This window comes from Cystobacter fuscus, assembly GCF_044360685.1.
GTDB lineage: Bacteria > Myxococcota > Myxococcia > Myxococcales > Myxococcaceae > Cystobacter > Cystobacter fuscus_C.
In genome coordinates, this window is record NZ_CP043491.1 from 3,141,822 (window position 1) to 3,158,549 (window position 16,728).

The following is a 16,728-nucleotide window of genomic DNA, read 5'->3' on the forward strand; positions in this document are numbered from 1 at the left end:
TCAGGGCTCGAGCGCGGGCAGCCTCGTCTGGTCGAGGTTCATCCTCCAGGCCGAGCGCAGCTCGCCGCTCGCGAAGAAGAGCTGGAGTCGCGCCGCGTCGGGATTGCGCTGCGCGACGGAGTCCTCGAGCGTGCCGAGCCGCTGGAGCACGTTCTGGATGAGCCGGGCGCTCTCGCCCCGGCCGATGTCCGCGGTGCTGGCGAGCGCGTCGGACAGCTCGCGCTGGGCGGAGACGACGGCCGGACCGATGGGCTCCTCCCCCGTCTCGAGGAGTCGATCCATGGCGGCGAGCCACTCCTGAGCCCGTGCCAGGCTCCGCAGGCTCTCCTGCCGCAGGAGCTCGGCCTGCTGGCGCGCCGCCTGTTCATCGGCGCGCTCCTGCTCGATCGTCTCCAGGCGGGCCTGGGTCTGTTGAGCGCGCTCCTCGTTCTGGACCTGGAGCAGCTCCATCTGCGCGCGCAGCTCTTCGAGCTGGGCGGCCTGCACGGCGCTCGTGGCTTCCGCTTCGGTGGGTTCGGTGGCGGGCGCCGTCTGGCCGAGCAGCCAGGAGAGGGAGAGTGCGATCAATCCGTTCATGGCGTTGAACCTGTCCATTCCTGGAGCGGTGGGGACGAAAGGGGAGGGGAGCCCCCGCGCCGTGGCCTCCCGGACAGGCGGCCAGGCGCGAGCGCGAGACGCTCGCGGCGTCCAATGGGCACCGCGAGCGTCGTTCGAGCGCGCTCCACTAGAAGGTCTTGTCACCCGAGTGCTCACCGCCGGTGTTGGGGAGGCTCGGGTTCATGCCCTGGTGGAGGTCCTGGTTGTCGGTCTGGTGATGGGGCGAGCTGTCCAGGCCCTGGTTGATGCCGGGGTCGACCTCCAGGCCGCTGCCGCCCATGCCGCTGTCGAGCGAGATGCTCTTGGCGATGTTGCTGTCCTTCTCCACGGTGAAGCTGGTGCGCACCTGCTGGCCTTCCTTGAGGTCCTTGATGCGCTTGACGGAGGCGTCCTGGAACTGGGTCTGCTTGTTGACCTTCACGGCGATGACGCCGTTCTCGGTGCGCAGCTTCAGCTCATCCCCGCTGCTCTTGATCACCGTGCCGGAGATCTGCTTCTCGCCGAGCATCTGGTTGGCGGCGGTGCCCGCCTGCTGCTGTCCCTGGGGCTGTCCTTGCTGTTGCTCGTGTTGCAGGTCCTGCTGGGCGCCCGCGCCACCGTAGGCGTCCTGTCCCATCTGCTCGCTGCTCTGGGTCTGCGTCTGCTGCTTGTGCTGCTTGTCTCCTCCGGCGAGGGCGGCCCCCGAGCCGAGCATCGCCACGGTCGCGAACAGACCCACGATCTTCTTCGTCATGACATCCCTCCTGGTTGATGGCGGTGGCCGTGCCCCCCATGGACGTGCCCGCCGCCACGAAAAGCTAGGTGCGGCGGGTGCCGAGGACACCGTGCCCCGGGGCAGCGGACCTGCCCGAGCCCTGGGCGGGCGTCCCAACGCGGAGCGCCACGCCGCTCGGAGGGCAGGCGGCTTGAAGTGGAGGGGACTTTTCCCCTACCGTCGGGGCTTCGATCGCGCCGGCCTGGAGCTGGCCCCGACAGGAGTCCTCGTCCCGCATGCCTCCGCCTCCCAAGCAGTCGCCCGCGCCCGTCGCCGAGCCCCTGCCCACGCCGTCCTTTCCGGCCATCGAGGCCTTCATCGAGACCGCCTCCGCCGAGGAGGTGCGCTCCTTCTTCACGCCGCTGAAGAACGAGCTGGCCAACCTCAAGGGCCCCAAGGCCGAGCACGCCAAGAAGGTCCAGGCGGCCATCTCCCGCACCGAGGAACTGCTGGCCGTGCTGCTGGACACCCGCGAGCAACTGGTGGCGGAGTCACGCGCCAAGGGCCGGAAGTAACTCGGTTTTCTTGAGAAATGACACGAGGGGGGAGCCCCCCACGCAACTGTAGGGGCGGATCGGCGATAATCAGGGAAAGGGAGCGCCGGACCCGGTGTTCGAGCCTGGCTCCCAAGTCCTTGGTCGTTCCACCGCCTGGAGAGGAACCATGAAGATCGACAGCAACCTGAACATGCCGCGGATGTCCACCAACCTGACCACGGCGCGCGTGACGCCGGACACGAGCTTCGCCGCTCGCGTGCAGTCGGGTGTGGGCACGGCCGCCAACGCGGTGGCGGGCGGCGTGGGCGTGGTGGCCAACATGGTGCCCGGTGGCTCCGTGGTGTCCGCGGCGGTGTCCTCGCTCACCACCTTCGGCAACAGCAGTGGCTCGGGCTCGGCGCCCTACTACGGCGCGGCGCTCGGCTCGGGGGCCACCTCCCTGAACACCACGGTGGGCGCCGGGGGCGGCGTGGCGGCCGGCGGTGGGGCCGGCGGCCTGGGGGGTATTGGCAACCCCGTGGCCAACATCAGCATCGGCGCCGGCAACCAGGTGACCGTGCCCACCGGCGGCAGTGGCGTGGGCACCGAGTTCAACAGCGAGATGTCCAGCATGTTCACCGAGCAGAAGAAGCTCCTGGGCATGCAGGTGGCCATGCAGCGTGAGAATCAGGTGTTCAGCACCATTTCCAACGTGCTCAAGACGCGGCACGATTCGGCCAAGAACTCCATCGGCAACATCAAGTAGTTCGCGGCCGCGCTCGGCCGCGGGGTTCCAGTGCCCGGGAGATCTCCTTCCGGGCCAGGAAAGGACGCACACGTCACATGGCGGAGACTTCGGAGATCTCGGGCAGCCTCATTCCTCTCGCCAGGCGCGAGGCGATGATCCTCCTCGAGGCGGGCTATCTCTGGCTCGACATGGGCCAGTTCGACAAGGCGCGTGAGGTCTTCGCCGGCGCGGTGGTGTTGATGCCCCGCAGCGAGGTGCCCCAGCTGGCCATGGGCTCGCTGGAGTTCGCCCAGGGACGGCATGACAAGGCCCTCCAGGCCTATCGTGCCGCCCAGCGGCTCGCCCCCCAGTCGGCGCTTCCCCGCGCCCATGTGGGTGAGGCCTTGTTGTTCATGGGCAAGGTGCCGGAGGCCGTCAAGGAGTTGAAGGCCGCCATGGAGTTGGAACCCGAGGGAGACGGGGCGCGTCTGGCCCAGAGCCTCCTCGAAGCCAAGGAAGCGGGGGCACTGCCGCCGCCCTCGGCCAGGCGCTAGTCTGCGCGGATAGGAGGAGATGCCGATGTCGGTCGGTGGAGTCGGACGCGGGGGCAGTCGAGGACGAACCGGGGGCACCGGGAGTACCGGGAGCGCCAAGGGCGCCGTGGGCAAGGCGCCCGCGGGCAAGGCCGGAGGTGCTTCCTTCGGTGGTCAGGTGGACCGCACCGCAGGGCTCGTCGGCCCCTCGGGCATGGTGGGCTCCAGCAACGTGCAGGCACCCATGGCCCTGGATCCGATGAGTGCCCAGGCCCTCGCCATCTCCAAGCAGCTCAAGAACGGGAACTTCAAGAGCAAGGAGGAGGCGACGCGCAAGCTCGTCGCCGAGGTGCTCAAGGAGAAGCTCAACATGAAGTCATCGGCCCTGACGACCAAGATCGCGGATGCCCTGCAGGATGACCCCCGTCTGAATCAGGCCCTCGAGCGGTTGTGGTCGAAGGCCGAGTGAGCCGCGCGCTTGGGTCTCGGTGAAGACAAGAAGGTCCTGCTGGAGAAGTACGGCCCCTACGTCCGGTCGTTGGCTTCGACCGTGCGCAAGCAGTTCTCCGCCCAGCTCGAACTGGATGAGCTCCTCGCCTATGGCCAGATCGGCCTGCTCGAGGCGGCGGACCGTTTTGACCCCAAGATGGGGGCCAACTTCCTCACATTTGCCCACTACCGCATCAAGGGCGCCATCTATGACGGCCTGAGAAAGATGGGAGTGCTCAAGGGCAGTGACGCGCGCGGCGCCTACATGGGCGAGCGCGCCACGGCCTATTTGGGAAATCTTTCGGATCGTGAGCAGGGAGGAGGCAACCGCGGAGGGTCCATTGACGATGATGTCATGGAGATTTCCAACGCGGTGGCGGGGCTGGCGATGGTGTTCGCCACCAGCCTCGAGGGCTCGGATGCCCTGGGCTTCACGGATGAGTCCCTGCCGGCGGACCAGCGGATGGAGCTGGAGCAGCAGCGGGTGAGGGTGAGGGCGGCCATCGAGAAGCTGCCGGAGAAGGAGCGCCGGCTGCTTCAGGGCTACTACTTCCAGGGCAAGACGCTGGAAGAGGCGGGCGCGGAGATCGGGCAGTCGAAGAGCTGGGCGTCGCGGCTGCATGCGCGGGCCATCGAGCGGCTCAAGGAACTTTTGAACGAGGAGGAACCTTCCTCCCCCGAGGATTCAAGGAGGCAGTCACATGGCGGGTCCAATGGCCGGCGTGTCGGCGGCGCAGATCGCCCAGCAGAAGTCCCAAGACCAGGGCGCGCAACAGGTCAATAAGCAGGGCGCCTCGAAGTTCGACGCGGCCCTGGCCAACAAGACGCAAGGCGCCGAGCAGGTGCAGGGCGCGCAGGCCACCCAGGCGACCCAGGCCACCCAGCGCGCCGACCAGGTGCGTCAGGCCGAGGCCATCGACAAGACGAACAAGGCGGCGTTCAACAAGGTGAACCCCGCCGGCCAGGAGCCCGCCACCGCCAAGGGCGCCCAGGCCGTGGACGCCAAGCCCGAGACCAGCAAGGCCAGCGCGATGATCTCCCACGTGGTGAGCGAGCTGGAGCGCGGCCAGGTCAACATGGAGAAGCTCATCCAGTCGGGTGCGTCCGGGAAGACCTTCTCCAACGCGGAGCTGCTGTCGCTCCAGGCCGGCATGTACAAGTACACGCAGGAGCTGGATCTGACGAGCAAGGTGGTCGAGAAGGCCACGAGCGGTCTGAAGGACACGCTCAAGACCCAGGTCTAGCAGGCAACCGGACTGGCGGTCGTTGTCTTCCGAGGGCGTCTCCTCTAGCGAGGGGGCGCCCTCGGGCGTTGCGGGTCTTTCCAGAGCAGCCCTTGTTGGAAGCACGCCGCCCCATCTAAGCTACGCGCCGCCCATGACGCTCCGACCGTACGCGCTCGCGGCCCTCCTCGTTCTCGCGCTGGGGACTGGCTGCACCATCGATCTGCAACACGAACTGACCGAACAGGACGCCAACGAAATCTACGTCCTGCTCAGCAAGAACGGCATCGCCGCCACCAAGCTGAAGGAAGAAGGCGGCAACGAGCTGCGCTTCCGGATCCAGGTGCCCAAGGCGGACGCGGCCCAGGCGGCCGAGCTGTTGCGCGCGTACTCGCTGCCTCGCCCGATGGAGGCGGGGCTCAACCACTTCGCCAAGGGCGGCATGGTGCCCACCGCCACCGAGGAGCGCGCCATGATGCTCAAGTCGCTCGGCGGCGAGGTCTCCAACGCCCTCAATCAGATCGACGGCGTGCTGGAGGCCCGGGTCATCGTGATGATTCCGGAGAACAACGATCTCACCCAGCCGGAGAACAAGCCGCTGCCCTCGGCGTCGGTGTTCATCAAGTACCGGCCGGGGCCCAAGAACGAGCCGCCCATCAAGCGCGAGGACATCCAGCAGTTCGTCTCCACGTCGGTGCCGGAACTCAAGCCCACGGCGGTGACGGTGCTGCTCACGCCGGCGATTCCTCCCGACGCGGAGGTGGGTCCGGAGAGCCGGCTGCAGGACGTGATGGGCATGCGCATGACGGCCTCCAGCTTGAGCCAGTTCCGGATGATGGCGGCGGTGGCCGTGCTGCTCATCCTGGCCTCCATCGGCCTGGCGGCCTGGCCGCTCATCCGCGGAAGTGGGGGCGCCGCGGCGGCACGGGCCCGCGCGAAGCGGGATTGATGCGAGCCCCCCACGTGGTTCGTCTGCGACGTCTCTCTCGAGTGGGGTGACCGTTGGACCAGTTCTTCACCTCGCTGAGCAAGCGCCAGCTGATGATGCTCCTGACCGCCGTCACCTTCGGGGGTCAGGAGGGCGTCGCCGCGCTCGAGCATCTGCCCGAGGACGAGGCGGAACTGCTGGTGCATCGCGCCCAGGGCATCCTCCAGATTCCGCGCGACAAGCGCATTCCGCTGTTGGTCCAGGAGATCAAGCGGCTGGTGAAGGATCGGCGCGGGCAGATGTGGAGCGCGGATCCCGAGCGGCTGGCGGCGCTGCTCAAGCGCGAGCGCGCCGCGCTGGTGGAGGTGATGCTGCGCGCGCTGCCGGGGCCGCTCGCCGAGGCGGTGCGCTCGTACCTGCCCAACACGCGCCGGGTGAAGCTCACGCGCGAGGTGCGGCCTCAAATCCTCGACATCGTGCGCTGGAAGCTGGAGGAGCGGCTCGCCCGCGATGCCTCGGCGCACGTGCCCTTCAAGTTCACCGACGTGCTGATGCTCCAGGCGCGTGAGCTGCTCTCGGTGTGTGATCGCCTCGGGGCGCGGGTGCTGGGCCCGGCCCTGGCGGGGATCCCGGAGGCGGAGCGGGAGGCGGCCTTCGCTCAGCTTCCGCCCCACCTGCGCCAGCTCTCCGTGCGCGCCGTGACGGCCAATGCCCCCCGCCGGCTCCCCGAGGAGGAAGCCCACGCGCAGCTCGCGCAGTACGGGGGCATGGAGAACCTGGCCGCGGCCATCCGGGGCGCCGGGGTGCACCGGCTGGCGCGCGCGAGCGTGGCCCAGTCCGCCGAGTTCGCCGCCCGCCTCGTGGAGAAGCACCGCGGGGAGTTCGGGCAGATCCTCGCGAAGTGGGTGCGCGAGGAGCGCGCCAAGCCGACGAGCCGCGGGGATGGGGGCCGTACCGACATCGTCACCGACCTCGAGCGGCTCGCGGCCCGGGGGCTCATCGATCGGCCCGTCCGGTTGAGCCCGCCCCGTCCGCCGGCCCTCGGGCCTCCGCCCGCGATGAAGGGGGCTCCGGCGCCGCGCCGGGCTTCCGTGTCCATGCCCGCGCCCGCGCTCACGTCCGGGGGCCAGCGCAGGGATCCCATCGCCGAGCGCGAGGCGCGTCGGGCGGGCGCCGCCAGTCTCAGCTACGCGGACCGGCAGAAGGCGCTCGTCGCGCCCGAGCCCGCTCGCGTGAGCCGGGGCGCCCCCCTGCCCCGGGGTACCCGGGACGGGGTGCCGCGGGCCGTGGATCCGGGTGGGCTCACGCTTCCGCCCCGCCGCTCCCGGGTCAACGAACAGCCGGCCGTCTCCGCCTCGGACGCGGAGGGCTCGCGCATCTTCCGCTCCCCGCTGGCGCGCACGCAGAGCCGGGGGGTCGTCCTGCCCCCCGTGCCCCGGGATGACTCCGAGCGCCCTCCCCGGGTGGTGGGCACCAATCCGGGCACCCGGCGCGAGGACACCCAGTCCGGGAGGGGCGAGCGGCCTCGGCCCGGGGGTGCGAGTGGGCGTGGACCTCGGGGCGGAACGCGCTAGCATCCCGCCGACAAGGAGCTTTCCATGGCAGTTGGCAAGGTGATCAAGGGCGATTCGGGGTCGGAGCCATTGCCCGGTGGGGATCGGCCCTCGCTGCGTGCGCCGCGTCCTGGCGTGATGAACGCCGAGGTCTTCGAGGCCCGGCAGTCGGCCCAGGCCATCCTCGAGGAGGCGCAGCGGGAGAAGGAGCGCATCCTCGCGGAGGCCCAGCGCGAGCGCGAGGACGTGATCGCCAAGGCGCGCGAGCAGGGCCGCCAGGAGGGCCTGTCCCAGGTCACCGAGCTGATGGTGCGCGCGAAGATGCATGCCGGGGAGCTGCTCGTCCAGCAGGAGCGGGACGTCGTGGCGCTGGCGTGCAAGATCGCCGAGAAGATCATCGGCCGGGACGTGGAGCGGGATCCCTTGTTGCTGGCGGACATCTGCGCCAAGGCCATCGAGGAGCTGCGCAACGCGCGGGCGGTGGTGCTCCGGGTGAACCCCAAGTCGGCGGCGGTGCTGCGCGCGCGCAAGGCGGAGCTGATGGAGCTCATCGGCCGGGCGGTGGACGTGGCCATCCGCGAGGACCCGGACGTGGCTCCCGTGGGCTGCATCGTCCAGACGGAGTTCGGCACGGTGGACGCGCAGCTGCCCACCCAGTTCGAGATGCTCCAGAACGTGCTGTTGCCTGATCAGGGCAAGAAGGAAGGCCCCGCGTAAGCCATGGCCATCGATCTCTCGCATTATTTCTCCCTCATCAAGGAAACGCCGCTGTACCGGGTGCGCGGCCGCGTCACCGAGCTGACGGGCCTGGTCGTCAAGGCGAGCGTGCCCGGCGTGCGCGTGGGCGAGGTGGTCGTCATCAAGGGGCACGGAGGCCGCGCCTCGGTGAAGGCCGAGGTGGTGGGCTTCCAGGGCGACGAGGTGATGCTCATGCCGCTCGGCGAGCTGCAGGGCATCGGCCCGTCCAGCGAGGTCATCCCCACGGGCCGGCCGCTGACCATCAAGTGCGGCTACGAGCTGCTCGGCCGCGTGCTCAACGGCATTGGCGAGCCCATGGACGGCACGCCCCTGCCGCAAGGCATGGCGGACTGGTCGGTGGACCGGGACTGTCCGGACCCCTTCACGCGCCAGCGCATCGAGCGGCCCCTGCCCCTGGGCGTGCGCTGCATCGACGGCCTGCTCACGGTGGGCGAGGGCCAGCGCGTGGGACTCTTCGCCGGCTCGGGCGTGGGCAAGTCCACGCTCATGGGACAGATCGCGCGCAACACCAAGGCGGATCTGTGCGTGGTGGCGCTCATCGGCGAGCGTGGCCGCGAGGTGCGTGAGTTCATCGAGGACGCCATGGGCGAGGAGGGCATGAAGCGCTCCGTGCTGGTGTGCGCCACCTCGGACCAGCCCAGCCTCGTGCGTCTGCGCGCCGCCTACGTGGCCACGGCCATCGCCGAGTTCTTCCGCGAGCGCGGCGGCAACGTGCTCTTCATGCTCGACACGGTGACGCGTCTGGCGCGTGCCCAGCGTGAAATTGGCCTCGCCATCGGCGAGCCCCCGGCGCGTCAGGGCTATCCGCCGAGCGTCTTCTCCATGCTGCCGCGCATCCTCGAGCGCACGGGCAACTCCGAGAAGGGCAAGTGCACCGCCATCTACACGTGTCTCGTGGCCGGCGGTGACATGGAAGACCCCATCGCCGACGAGGTCCGCGGTATTCTCGACGGCCACTACATCCTCAACCGTGCCCTGGGCGAGCGCAACCAGTGGCCCGCCATGGACGTGCTCGTCAGCCTCTCGCGTGTGATGAGCGGCATCGTCTCCAAGGAGCACAAGAAGGCGGCGGGCAAGCTGCGCGAGACGCTCTCCACCTACGAGAAGCAGCGCGACCTCATCCTCCTGGGCGCCTACCAGTACGGCACGGATCCGCGCACCGACTACGCCATCGACAAGTACGACGCGATCATCGACTTCCTCAAACAGGACACCCACTCCAACAGTCCTTTCGAGGTGACGGTGCAGCAGCTCATCGAGCTCTTCGCGGAGTAACGCGCGCGCGCCGTTTGGAGATAGGATGCGGGCACCATGCCCCCCTATCGATTGCAGACCTTGATCGAGATGCGCGAGCGCGCGAAGGAGGAGGCCGAGCAGGCCTTCTCCGCCGCCGTCAAGGCCCTGGCGAAGGAGAAGCAAGAGCTCCAGCGTCTCGAGGAAGAACTCGTGACGCGCAAGGCGATGCGCAAGCAGAAGGTCCAGGAGTACCTCCAGCAGGTGATGGCCAAGGGCGTCACCGGCATTGGCGGCTTCAACCAGATGAACCGCTACGAGGAGCGCCTCAAGGACGAGGAGGCGCAGCTCGCCCTGGAAGTCGAGCGCCAGAAGGACGCCGTCATCACCGCCGAGAAGCTCGTGGAGCAGAAGCGCCGGGAGATGGCCGAGGCGGCCAAGGAGCTCAAGGCCATCGAGAAGCACAAGGAGAACTGGAAGAAGCAACTCAAGGAAGAGCGCGACAAGAAGGAGGAAATGAACCAGGAGGAGATCGGGAACACCTTGTTCATGATGCGCCAGCGAAAGTAGACTCGGACCCCCCCAGGTGGTGAAGCGATGAGCCGAGTCGAAGACGATCGTCAGGCGGAGAGAGCCGCTGAGCTGCGGGCCCAGGAGAAACGGCTCCAGGAGGCGAAGGCCAAGCAGCGTCAGGAAGGCGCCTCCGCTTTCTCCAAGCTCGTGGGGCAGCAGAAGGACGCCCAGAACGCTCAGCAGCAGAAGGCCACCCAGACTCCTCCCCAGTCCCTGGGCAAGTCCGTCCTCGCCCGCCTCCAGGAGGGCAAGGGCGGCGACGTGCGCGGCCTGCAGCGCCAGACGGGCAAGGCCGAGGCGGATTCCGTCGCCGAGGGGCGCCAGAAGGATCTCTCCCAGGGGACGCAGGAGACCCAGGCCCGGCAGGGCGAGCAGGGCGTGCTGCGCTCGCGCGTCGAGTCGCGCTCGGCGGACACCCGCACGGCCGATGAACTCCTGCTCAAGCGCGGCGAGGAGTCCGAGCAGAGCAACGAGACCGCGGCCGCGGGGGCCCAGACGAGCCGGAGCAAGGGCGCGCTCAAGACGGACGCGGACGGCGGTGGCAAGGGTGGGGGCGAGGACGGCAAGGACAAGAAGGACGGGGAGCTGGCGGCGGGCTTCCGCTTCAACCCGGCGCTGATGGCGCCCGTGCCCGTGGCGCAACCCAAGCCCAACACCGGCTCGGAGCGGCTGCGCGCCATCGCCAATGAGATCGCCCAGAAGATCGTCGAGCGGGTGCGCGTGGGCACCAACGCCGCGGGCAACGCGGAGTTCCAGATCGAGCTGCGCGGCGACGTGCTCAGTGGCCTGTCCATCAAGCTCAGCGCGAAGAACGGGAAGATCCACGCCGTCTTCAGCGGCAAGGACCGCGACGTGCTCAAGATGCTCGAGGGGCAGCGTGAGGGTCTCAAGAACGCCCTGGCCAGCCGCGGGCTCACTCTCGAGGACATGAGGGTCGAGGCGAAGACATGAGCCTCGATACGGATGACGGGCCGGGTGAGGAGCGCACGATGGTGGTCGATGCGCGCAAGCTCAAGCCCCGCTCATCGAAACCCTGGAAGCCCCACGTCTTCCCCCGCCTGGCGAAGGTCTCCCTCACGGAGACCCGGCTGCTCGAGCGGCTCACGTGGCTCAAGCCCAGGGCCGAGGCCGTCGAGGCGCTGGGCGAGCGCTTCAAGGCCATCTTCGACACCCAGGTCGGCTTCAGCCTGGAGTCGTCGCGGGTGCTCGGCTCGGGCGAGCTGCGCCGTCTGCTCGCCGAGCCCACCTTCCTGTGCTTCCTGGTGCCCGGCGGGCATCACGGGCGCGCGGTGCTGGAGGTCGAGCTGTCGCTGGCGCACGCGGCGGTGGATCTGCTCCTGGGCGGCGCCGGCGAGACCGTGGGCCTGCGGCCCCTGACGGACATCGAGGAGGGCGTGGCGAGCTTCGTGGTGCTCGAGGCGATCCGCGCCCTGATGCCAGGGACGGAGCCCCAGCAGGGCCGGCTGCGGCTGGAGGGCACGGCGCGCGGGGTGGACGAGGCGGTGTCGCGCCTGAGCGAGGAGGCCCAGGTGGCGGTGCTCCAGCTGCGCGCCCGGCTCGGCACCCAGGAGGGCATGGTGCGCCTGTTCCTGCCCGCGAGCGTGTTGGAGAGCCTGACGCCGGAGCCCTCGCCCGAGCAGCGGCGCTCGCTGCTGCGCATGGACATGGAGGCCCACTTGAGCCGCCTGTCCTCGGTGCGCACCTGGCTGCGCGCGGAGATCGGCCTGGCGGAGATCAGCCACCACGACCTGGCGAGCCTCCGGGTGAAGGACGTGGTGCTGGTGGACGAGTTCTCGGCCCGGCCGGATCAGGGCTCGGAGGGCACGGCGCGGCTGTTCCTGGGGCTCGGCCGCCGGGGCTTCCTGGCCTCGGAGGTCTTCGTCGAGGAAGGCCAGTACCAGGCGCGCATCACCGAGGTGGTGCTCACCGAGCCGTCTCATCTGGATCGGCGGGGCCCCTCCGAGTCGGACGAGGCCGCGGCGGAGGCCCTGAGCGGCTCGGATGATGAGGCCAGCGGGGAGGGGGAGGAGTACACCAACCCCGAGTCGGACAACCCCACGGCGGAGAGTGGAGAGATGGAAGACCAGATGGATGCAGGCGACCTGCTGGGTGACATCCCGTTGCAGATTTGCGTGGAGCTCGCCCGGGTGCCGGTGACGGCGGATGAGGTGGTGTCGCTGCGGGCGGGCCAGGTCGTCGAGCTGCACCGCGCGCCGGGCGAGCCCGTGGACCTGTCGGTGAACGGCAAGGTGGTGGCGCGGGGTGAACTGGTGGAGATCGAGGGCCAGCTGGGTGTGCGCATCCTCACGCTCGCCGGCTGAGGCCCCGCGCCCAGGCAGGCAGGCGAGGGGGAAGGGCAGGGGGGCCCGTGGCGGTCTCTCGTGCAATGAACTAGCCTCGCGGCCCACCATGGCCGTCTCATCCGTTTTCTCCGCGCGTCATGTCCTGGCGCTCTGCGCCTGCCTTTGGCTGGCACCGCCAGCCCGTGCCGAGGAGCCCGCCGCCGTTCCCACCGCCGCCGAGCTCGCGCCCCCGCCGTCCGGTGCGTCCGCTCCCGCGAGCGCCGTGGAGGGCGCCGCTCCGCCGTCGGCACCGGTCGAGGTGCCACCCGAGGCCGATCTGACGTCCGGCGTGGAGGCGCCCACCGAGAGCCTCGGGTGGATGCTCATGCGCACCCTGGTGGTGTTCGGCGGGGTGATGGCGCTCATCTACCTCACGCTCAACGTGGGCCTGCGCAAGCTGATGGGCTTGCAGGGCGTGCCCGTGGGGCAGCAATCGGTGGTGTCGGTGGTGGAGCGCGTGGCGTTGGATCAGCGCCGCACCCTCTTCGTGGTGAAGGCCGCGGGCGAGTACCTGCTGGTGGGCGGTGGCGAGAATGGTCTGCAGCTGCTCTCGAAGCTCGACACCGGGGCGGTGGAGAACATCCGCTCCACGCCGCCCGCGTCCAACGTGATGCCGCTGTCCCCCTTCCTCAAGAAGCTCATCGCCCGTCGCGACGCCACTCCGCCGGGTTCCACCCCTCCGAGCGTCCCCCGTCCGCCGGACGCCGCCTGAAGAGCCGATCCCCGTGAGAGTCATGCCCAGCGTTCGCCTCCCCGTCCCGCGTCTCAAGCCGTGGCTGTTCGCCCTGGTCTTCGCGTTGGAGCCCGTGCTCGCCTTCGCCGCCAAGCGCGGCGGCTCGGGCCCGGACGCCGCCGTGGCCGTCGAGTCGGTCAACCCCGAGTCCTTCGCCTCGCGGCCGCTCGTGCTCATGCTGGCGCTGGCCGCGCTGTCGCTCGTCCCCTTCGTGCTGATGATGGTGACGAGCTTCGTGAAGATCTCCGTGGTGCTGTCCATCGTGCGCCAGGCGCTCGGCACCCAGCAGATTCCGCCCACCCAGGTCATCACCGGCCTGGCCATCATCCTCACCATCTACATCATGGCGCCGGTGGGTCAGGCCATGTACCGGGCGGCCGAGGTGGACATCATGGCCAAGGGGCCCAGCCTCCTGTCCTCGGAGTCGGTGGGCAACCTGCTGGAGGCGGCCAGCAAGGCCAAGGAGCCCCTGCGCGCCTTCCTCAACAAGAAGATCACCGCCAAGGACCGCTCGCTCTTCTTCAACCTGGCCAAGCTGCGCGCCACCGAGGAGGACCGCGCGGCCCTCACCGAGCGGGACTTCATGATCATCATCCCCGCCTTCGTGGTGTCCGAGCTCAAGCAGGCCTTTCAGATCGGCTTCCTGCTCTTCGTGCCCTTCCTCGCGGTGGACATGGTGGTGGCCAACATCCTCCAGGCGCTGGGCATGAACCAGTTGTCGCCCACCACCGTCTCCATGCCCTTCAAGCTGCTCCTCTTCGTGGTCGTCGACGGCTGGTACCTCATCGCAAAGGGCCTCGTCGTCGGCTACCTGTGAGACGCCCATGAATCAGCTCACGAGCATCGTCCAGCAGGGCCTCACCCTGGTCATCATGGTGTCGCTGCCCCCGGTGTTGATGGCCCTGATGGTGGGTCTGATCATCGCCGTCTTCCAGGCCACCACGCAGATTCAGGAGCAGACGCTCTCGTTCGCGCCCAAGCTCATCACCGTGTTCCTGCTGCTCGCGCTGATGGGCCCCTGGATGGGCAGCCAGTTCGCGCGCTTCACCATCCTCATCTTCGAGCAGTTCCCCGTGCTCATCCGATGAACGTCTCCGAAGTCATCGCCCGGCTGACCGAGCAGGCCAACTTCTCGCTCGCCATCTTCACGATGGGCCTGCTGATGTGCCGGATCATGCCGGTGCTGGTGCTCTCGCCGTTGCTCGGCGAGGAGCAGGTGCCTCCGGAGATCAAGATGGGCGTGGGCATCACGCTCTCCGCGGTGATGTTCCCCCTGGTGAGCCACCGCATCGGGGCGCTGCCCACCAGCTCGCTGCCCTACATCGCGCTGCTGCTCAAGGAGATCTTCATCGGGGTGTCGCTCGCGCTCATCGTCAGCAAGGTGTTCGAGGCGGCGCGCGTGGCGGGCAACCTCGCCGACTCCATGGCGGGCACCAACAGCGCGCAGCTCCAGGCGCCGCTGGTCAACGACAAGGTGACGCTGCTGGCCAACCTCAAGGGGCAGCTGTCGGTGGTGATGTTCTTCACCCTCAATGGCCACCACCTGATCATCCAGGCCATCGCCGAGAGCCTCGAGATCGTCCCGTTGGACCGGTTTCCGCGCTTCAGCTCGGGCTCGTGGCCCTTCTTCGAGCTGTTCATCCGCTCCTTCGCGGACATCCTCACCATCGCCATGGCGCTGGCGGCGCCCACCCTGCTCACGGCCTTCGTGACGGACGTGGCGCTGGGCGCCATCAACCGCATGGCGTCCCAGGTGCAGGTGTCCTTCCTCGCCCAGTCCCTCAAGCCCCTGGCCACGGTCATCGTCACCTCCATCGCCTTGAGCCTCATCATGGGCCGCATGCAGCAGGAGTTCGTCCACATGCTCGCCCTGCTTCGCGACGCGCTGCGCCTGCTCGGTTGAGCCGGGGAACCGCCCCATGTCCGACGAGAAAACAGAAGAGCCGTCACAAAAGAAGCTCGATGACGCCCGGAAGAAGGGCCAGGTCTGGAAGAGCAAGGACCTGACGGGCGTGGCCGGTCTCGTGGTGGGCCTGGGCGTCGTCAAGGGCATCTGGTCGATGTTCGAGCAGAAGATTACCGAGCTCTTCCACTTCAGCTTCGATCACATCTCCCACCCGGAGGACCTCCAGCAGGCGACCTACCAGCTCGCCAGCCTGGCGCTGCAATCCATCTTGCTGGTGTCCCTGCCGGTGGTGTGCGCGGTGGCCATCATGGGCGGCCTCTTGGACTTCCTCCAGGTGGGCGCGCTCTTCACGATGGATCCGCTCATCCCCAAGCCGGAGAAGCTCAATCCCATCGAGGGCGCCAAGAACCTCATCTCCAAGAAGACCATCGTCGAGGTCATCAAGAACGTCTTGAAGATGACGGTGGCCGGCTACGTGACGTACGGCGCGCTCAAGGGCACCATGCCCATGGTGGTGGGGGCGGTGCGCGGCGACGTGCACGTGACGCTGGCCGTCATGGGCGAGCTCATCTTCATCGTCGCCACGCGCGTCGTCATGGTGTTCTTCCTCTTCTCCATCTTCGACGTCTGGTGGCAGCGCAAGGCGTACATGAAGGACCAGATGATGTCGAAGGAGGACGTGAAGAAGGAATACAAGGAGAGCGAGGGCGATCCCCACCAGAAGGCCCACCGCAAGCAGGTGGCGCACGAGATCCTGGAGGAGGCGCAGATGCACGCGGTGCAGAGCGCGGACGTCATCGTCACCAACCCGGACCACGTGGCCGTGGCGCTCAAGTACGACAAGGAGAAGGACACGGCGCCGCGGGTGATCGTCAAGGGGCTGGACTCCAGGGCCGAGCGCATCAAGGCGCTCGCGCGCGAGCGGGACGTGCCCACGCTGCGCAACGTGCCCCTGGCGCATGCGCTGTTGCGCGTGGACGTGGGCGAGGAAATCCCCGAGCAGCTCTATGATGCCGTCGCCGAGGTGCTCAACTTCGTCTACGGCCTGAAGAACGACACGCCCGCGGCGCGGGCCTGAGAGGCACTCCCATGAACGACGATGTCGAGATGGCGATCGCGCTCCAGTACGACAAGGACAAGGACGCGGCGCCGCGCGTGGTGGCCAAGGGGCTGCGTCTCAAGGCGGAGAAGATCCGGGAGATCGCCCGCCAGAACAACATCCCCCTGATGAAGAACGTGGCGCTCGCCAACGCGCTCTACCGGGTGGACGTGGGCCAGGAAGTGCCCGAGGAACTCTACGACGCGGTCGCGGAGATCCTCAACTTCGTCTACGAGTTGCAGCGCGCCGGGCAGGCAGGCGGCAAGCGCTGAGGGGTAGGGGCTGGACGGCAACGCCCCTCCTGGAGTGAAATCCGCCCCCGCCATGGCCAAAATCAACAACCAACCCCCCCGAGCGCCACTCTGGCCCTGGGGGGGACCCCGCGCGGTTCGCGAGAAGCTGGTCGAGCCCTCGCAGTTCGACCGCAAGAAGCGCAAGGCTGGCAACCCCAAGAATCCAGCGCTCGCCTCGGCGGCCCTGCTGGACTTCATCGGTCCGGCGCACTCCTCGGAGGAACTGCGGCTGCCCACGCCTCCCCAGCCCCGGGGCCATGACGCGGACCTCGAGGGCTTCTCGGACCGGCCCTTCCTGGGCAGCGTGGCGGGCCGCGCGGACACCGAGCAGCGGCAGTTGCTCGAGCGCAGCCTGTCGCTCATCAACACGACGCCCGAGCGCATGGAGCGCCTCAAGGGCCTGTTGCAGCGCGAGGCGCAGATGCTCTCGCTCGTGGGCCAGGTGCACGCCGACATCCAGGACATCCAGCGCCGCATGCGCGAGGAGCAGCAGGAAGAGGGGTATTAGGC

At 68.6% G+C, this 16,728-nt stretch carries 22 protein-coding genes; 20 read left to right on the forward strand and 2 right to left on the reverse strand.

The annotated features are described in order from the left end of the window. Positions 1 to 576, reverse strand: a complete 576-nt coding sequence (locus F0U63_RS12945) for a hypothetical protein (RefSeq protein WP_395846201.1) — start codon at positions 574 to 576, stop codon at positions 1 to 3. Positions 577 to 724: 148 nt separating this feature from the next. Then, the gene (locus F0U63_RS12950; RefSeq protein WP_395846202.1) at positions 725 to 1,330 is read right to left on the reverse strand and encodes a hypothetical protein; all 606 of its coding nucleotides are present in this window, start codon (positions 1,328 to 1,330) and stop codon (positions 725 to 727) included. A gap of 257 nt (positions 1,331 to 1,587) precedes the next feature. On the opposite strand from F0U63_RS12950, the gene F0U63_RS12955 reads away from it, so the two are divergent. The 20 genes from F0U63_RS12955 to F0U63_RS13050 all read left to right on the forward strand — a co-directional run bounded on the left by F0U63_RS12955 (position 1,588) and on the right by F0U63_RS13050 (position 16,726). Beyond that, a complete protein-coding gene (locus F0U63_RS12955) occupies positions 1,588 to 1,866 on the forward strand; it encodes a hypothetical protein (RefSeq protein ID WP_395846203.1) in 279 nt (92 codons plus the stop codon). Positions 1,867 to 2,014: 148 nt separating this feature from the next. Next, on the forward strand, positions 2,015 to 2,593 hold the full coding sequence (locus F0U63_RS12960; RefSeq protein ID WP_395846204.1) for a hypothetical protein: 579 nt from the start codon (positions 2,015 to 2,017) through the stop codon (positions 2,591 to 2,593). Positions 2,594 to 2,670: 77 nt separating this feature from the next. Continuing rightward, positions 2,671 to 3,108 (forward strand): tetratricopeptide repeat protein, encoded by a 438-nt coding sequence (locus tag F0U63_RS12965; RefSeq protein ID WP_395846205.1) that lies wholly within the window; start codon positions 2,671 to 2,673, stop codon positions 3,106 to 3,108. 25 nt (positions 3,109 to 3,133) lie between these two features. Beyond that, complete coding sequence (locus F0U63_RS12970; RefSeq protein ID WP_395846206.1) at positions 3,134 to 3,556, forward strand: hypothetical protein; 423 nt, start codon at positions 3,134 to 3,136, stop codon at positions 3,554 to 3,556. Between the two features lie 9 nt (positions 3,557 to 3,565). Then, positions 3,566 to 4,360 (forward strand): sigma-70 family RNA polymerase sigma factor, encoded by a 795-nt coding sequence (locus F0U63_RS12975; protein ID WP_395846207.1) that lies wholly within the window; start codon positions 3,566 to 3,568, stop codon positions 4,358 to 4,360. Next, complete coding sequence (locus F0U63_RS12980; RefSeq protein WP_395846208.1) at positions 4,278 to 4,820, forward strand: ATP-dependent helicase HrpB; 543 nt, start codon at positions 4,278 to 4,280, stop codon at positions 4,818 to 4,820. The genes F0U63_RS12975 and F0U63_RS12980 overlap by 83 nt, the downstream gene beginning before the upstream one ends. Positions 4,821 to 4,953: 133 nt before the next feature. Further along, positions 4,954 to 5,748, forward strand: a complete 795-nt coding sequence (locus tag F0U63_RS12985) for a type III secretion protein (protein WP_095985622.1) — start codon at positions 4,954 to 4,956, stop codon at positions 5,746 to 5,748. A gap of 53 nt (positions 5,749 to 5,801) precedes the next feature. Beyond that, on the forward strand, positions 5,802 to 7,301 hold the full coding sequence (locus F0U63_RS12990) for a hypothetical protein (protein WP_395846209.1): 1,500 nt from the start codon (positions 5,802 to 5,804) through the stop codon (positions 7,299 to 7,301). A 24-nt stretch (positions 7,302 to 7,325) separates the two neighbouring features. Continuing rightward, entirely contained in the window at positions 7,326 to 7,997 is a 672-nt protein-coding gene (locus F0U63_RS12995; protein WP_395846210.1) for a FliH/SctL family protein, read from the forward strand. Positions 7,998 to 8,000: 3 nt separating this feature from the next. Further along, positions 8,001 to 9,314, forward strand: coding sequence for a type III secretion system ATPase SctN (gene sctN / locus F0U63_RS13000; RefSeq protein ID WP_395846211.1), 1,314 nt, complete (start codon positions 8,001 to 8,003; stop codon positions 9,312 to 9,314). Between the two features lie 36 nt (positions 9,315 to 9,350). Next, positions 9,351 to 9,842, forward strand: coding sequence for a flagellar assembly protein FliH (locus F0U63_RS13005; RefSeq protein WP_395846212.1), 492 nt, complete (start codon positions 9,351 to 9,353; stop codon positions 9,840 to 9,842). 27 nt (positions 9,843 to 9,869) lie between these two features. Next, positions 9,870 to 10,796, forward strand: coding sequence for a flagellar hook-length control protein FliK (locus F0U63_RS13010; RefSeq protein WP_395846213.1), 927 nt, complete (start codon positions 9,870 to 9,872; stop codon positions 10,794 to 10,796). Further along, entirely contained in the window at positions 10,793 to 12,166 is a 1,374-nt protein-coding gene (gene sctQ / locus F0U63_RS13015) for a type III secretion system cytoplasmic ring protein SctQ (protein WP_395846214.1), read from the forward strand. Before F0U63_RS13010 ends, sctQ begins: the two co-directional genes overlap by 4 nt. Positions 12,167 to 12,254: 88 nt before the next feature. After that, positions 12,255 to 12,899 (forward strand): flagellar biosynthetic protein FliO, encoded by a 645-nt coding sequence (locus F0U63_RS13020; RefSeq protein WP_395846215.1) that lies wholly within the window; start codon positions 12,255 to 12,257, stop codon positions 12,897 to 12,899. A gap of 22 nt (positions 12,900 to 12,921) precedes the next feature. Then, on the forward strand, positions 12,922 to 13,737 hold the full coding sequence (sctR, locus tag F0U63_RS13025; RefSeq protein ID WP_395846216.1) for a type III secretion system export apparatus subunit SctR: 816 nt from the start codon (positions 12,922 to 12,924) through the stop codon (positions 13,735 to 13,737). 7 nt (positions 13,738 to 13,744) lie between these two features. Beyond that, positions 13,745 to 14,008: a flagellar biosynthesis protein FliQ gene (fliQ, locus tag F0U63_RS13030; RefSeq protein ID WP_002624778.1), complete on the forward strand. Its 264-nt coding sequence runs from the start codon at positions 13,745 to 13,747 to the stop codon at positions 14,006 to 14,008. Then, a complete protein-coding gene (locus tag F0U63_RS13035) occupies positions 14,005 to 14,823 on the forward strand; it encodes a flagellar biosynthetic protein FliR (protein WP_395846217.1) in 819 nt (272 codons plus the stop codon). The genes fliQ and F0U63_RS13035 overlap by 4 nt, the downstream gene beginning before the upstream one ends. A 16-nt stretch (positions 14,824 to 14,839) precedes the next feature. Further along, entirely contained in the window at positions 14,840 to 15,904 is a 1,065-nt protein-coding gene (gene sctU, locus F0U63_RS13040; RefSeq protein WP_395846218.1) for a type III secretion system export apparatus subunit SctU, read from the forward strand. An 11-nt stretch (positions 15,905 to 15,915) separates the two neighbouring features. Beyond that, on the forward strand, positions 15,916 to 16,197 hold the full coding sequence (locus F0U63_RS13045) for an EscU/YscU/HrcU family type III secretion system export apparatus switch protein (RefSeq protein ID WP_002624781.1): 282 nt from the start codon (positions 15,916 to 15,918) through the stop codon (positions 16,195 to 16,197). A 52-nt stretch (positions 16,198 to 16,249) separates the two neighbouring features. Next, positions 16,250 to 16,726: a hypothetical protein gene (locus F0U63_RS13050; RefSeq protein ID WP_395846219.1), complete on the forward strand. Its 477-nt coding sequence runs from the start codon at positions 16,250 to 16,252 to the stop codon at positions 16,724 to 16,726. Positions 16,727 to 16,728: the final 2 nt, after the last annotated feature.

Coding starts and splice junctions, on each gene's coding strand:
- F0U63_RS12955 (WP_395846203.1), top strand. CDS start 1,588: ATGCCTCCGCCTCCCAAGCAGTCGCCCGCGCCCGTCGCCGAGCCCCTG.
- F0U63_RS13050 (WP_395846219.1), top strand. CDS start 16,250: ATGGCCAAAATCAACAACCAACCCCCCCGAGCGCCACTCTGGCCCTGG.
- F0U63_RS12945 (WP_395846201.1), bottom strand. CDS start 576: ATGAACGGATTGATCGCACTCTCCCTCTCCTGGCTGCTCGGCCAGACG.
- F0U63_RS13010 (WP_395846213.1), top strand. CDS start 9,870: ATGAGCCGAGTCGAAGACGATCGTCAGGCGGAGAGAGCCGCTGAGCTG.
- F0U63_RS13045 (WP_002624781.1), top strand. CDS start 15,916: ATGAACGACGATGTCGAGATGGCGATCGCGCTCCAGTACGACAAGGAC.
- F0U63_RS12970 (WP_395846206.1), top strand. CDS start 3,134: ATGTCGGTCGGTGGAGTCGGACGCGGGGGCAGTCGAGGACGAACCGGG.
- F0U63_RS13035 (WP_395846217.1), top strand. CDS start 14,005: ATGAACGTCTCCGAAGTCATCGCCCGGCTGACCGAGCAGGCCAACTTC.
- sctQ (WP_395846214.1), top strand. CDS start 10,793: ATGAGCCTCGATACGGATGACGGGCCGGGTGAGGAGCGCACGATGGTG.
- F0U63_RS13020 (WP_395846215.1), top strand. CDS start 12,255: ATGGCCGTCTCATCCGTTTTCTCCGCGCGTCATGTCCTGGCGCTCTGC.
- F0U63_RS12950 (WP_395846202.1), bottom strand. CDS start 1,330: ATGACGAAGAAGATCGTGGGTCTGTTCGCGACCGTGGCGATGCTCGGC.
- F0U63_RS12960 (WP_395846204.1), top strand. CDS start 2,015: ATGAAGATCGACAGCAACCTGAACATGCCGCGGATGTCCACCAACCTG.
- F0U63_RS12965 (WP_395846205.1), top strand. CDS start 2,671: ATGGCGGAGACTTCGGAGATCTCGGGCAGCCTCATTCCTCTCGCCAGG.
- sctR (WP_395846216.1), top strand. CDS start 12,922: ATGCCCAGCGTTCGCCTCCCCGTCCCGCGTCTCAAGCCGTGGCTGTTC.
- sctU (WP_395846218.1), top strand. CDS start 14,840: ATGTCCGACGAGAAAACAGAAGAGCCGTCACAAAAGAAGCTCGATGAC.
- F0U63_RS12980 (WP_395846208.1), top strand. CDS start 4,278: ATGGCGGGTCCAATGGCCGGCGTGTCGGCGGCGCAGATCGCCCAGCAG.
- F0U63_RS12985 (WP_095985622.1), top strand. CDS start 4,954: ATGACGCTCCGACCGTACGCGCTCGCGGCCCTCCTCGTTCTCGCGCTG.
- sctN (WP_395846211.1), top strand. CDS start 8,001: ATGGCCATCGATCTCTCGCATTATTTCTCCCTCATCAAGGAAACGCCG.
- fliQ (WP_002624778.1), top strand. CDS start 13,745: ATGAATCAGCTCACGAGCATCGTCCAGCAGGGCCTCACCCTGGTCATC.
- F0U63_RS13005 (WP_395846212.1), top strand. CDS start 9,351: ATGCCCCCCTATCGATTGCAGACCTTGATCGAGATGCGCGAGCGCGCG.
- F0U63_RS12995 (WP_395846210.1), top strand. CDS start 7,326: ATGGCAGTTGGCAAGGTGATCAAGGGCGATTCGGGGTCGGAGCCATTG.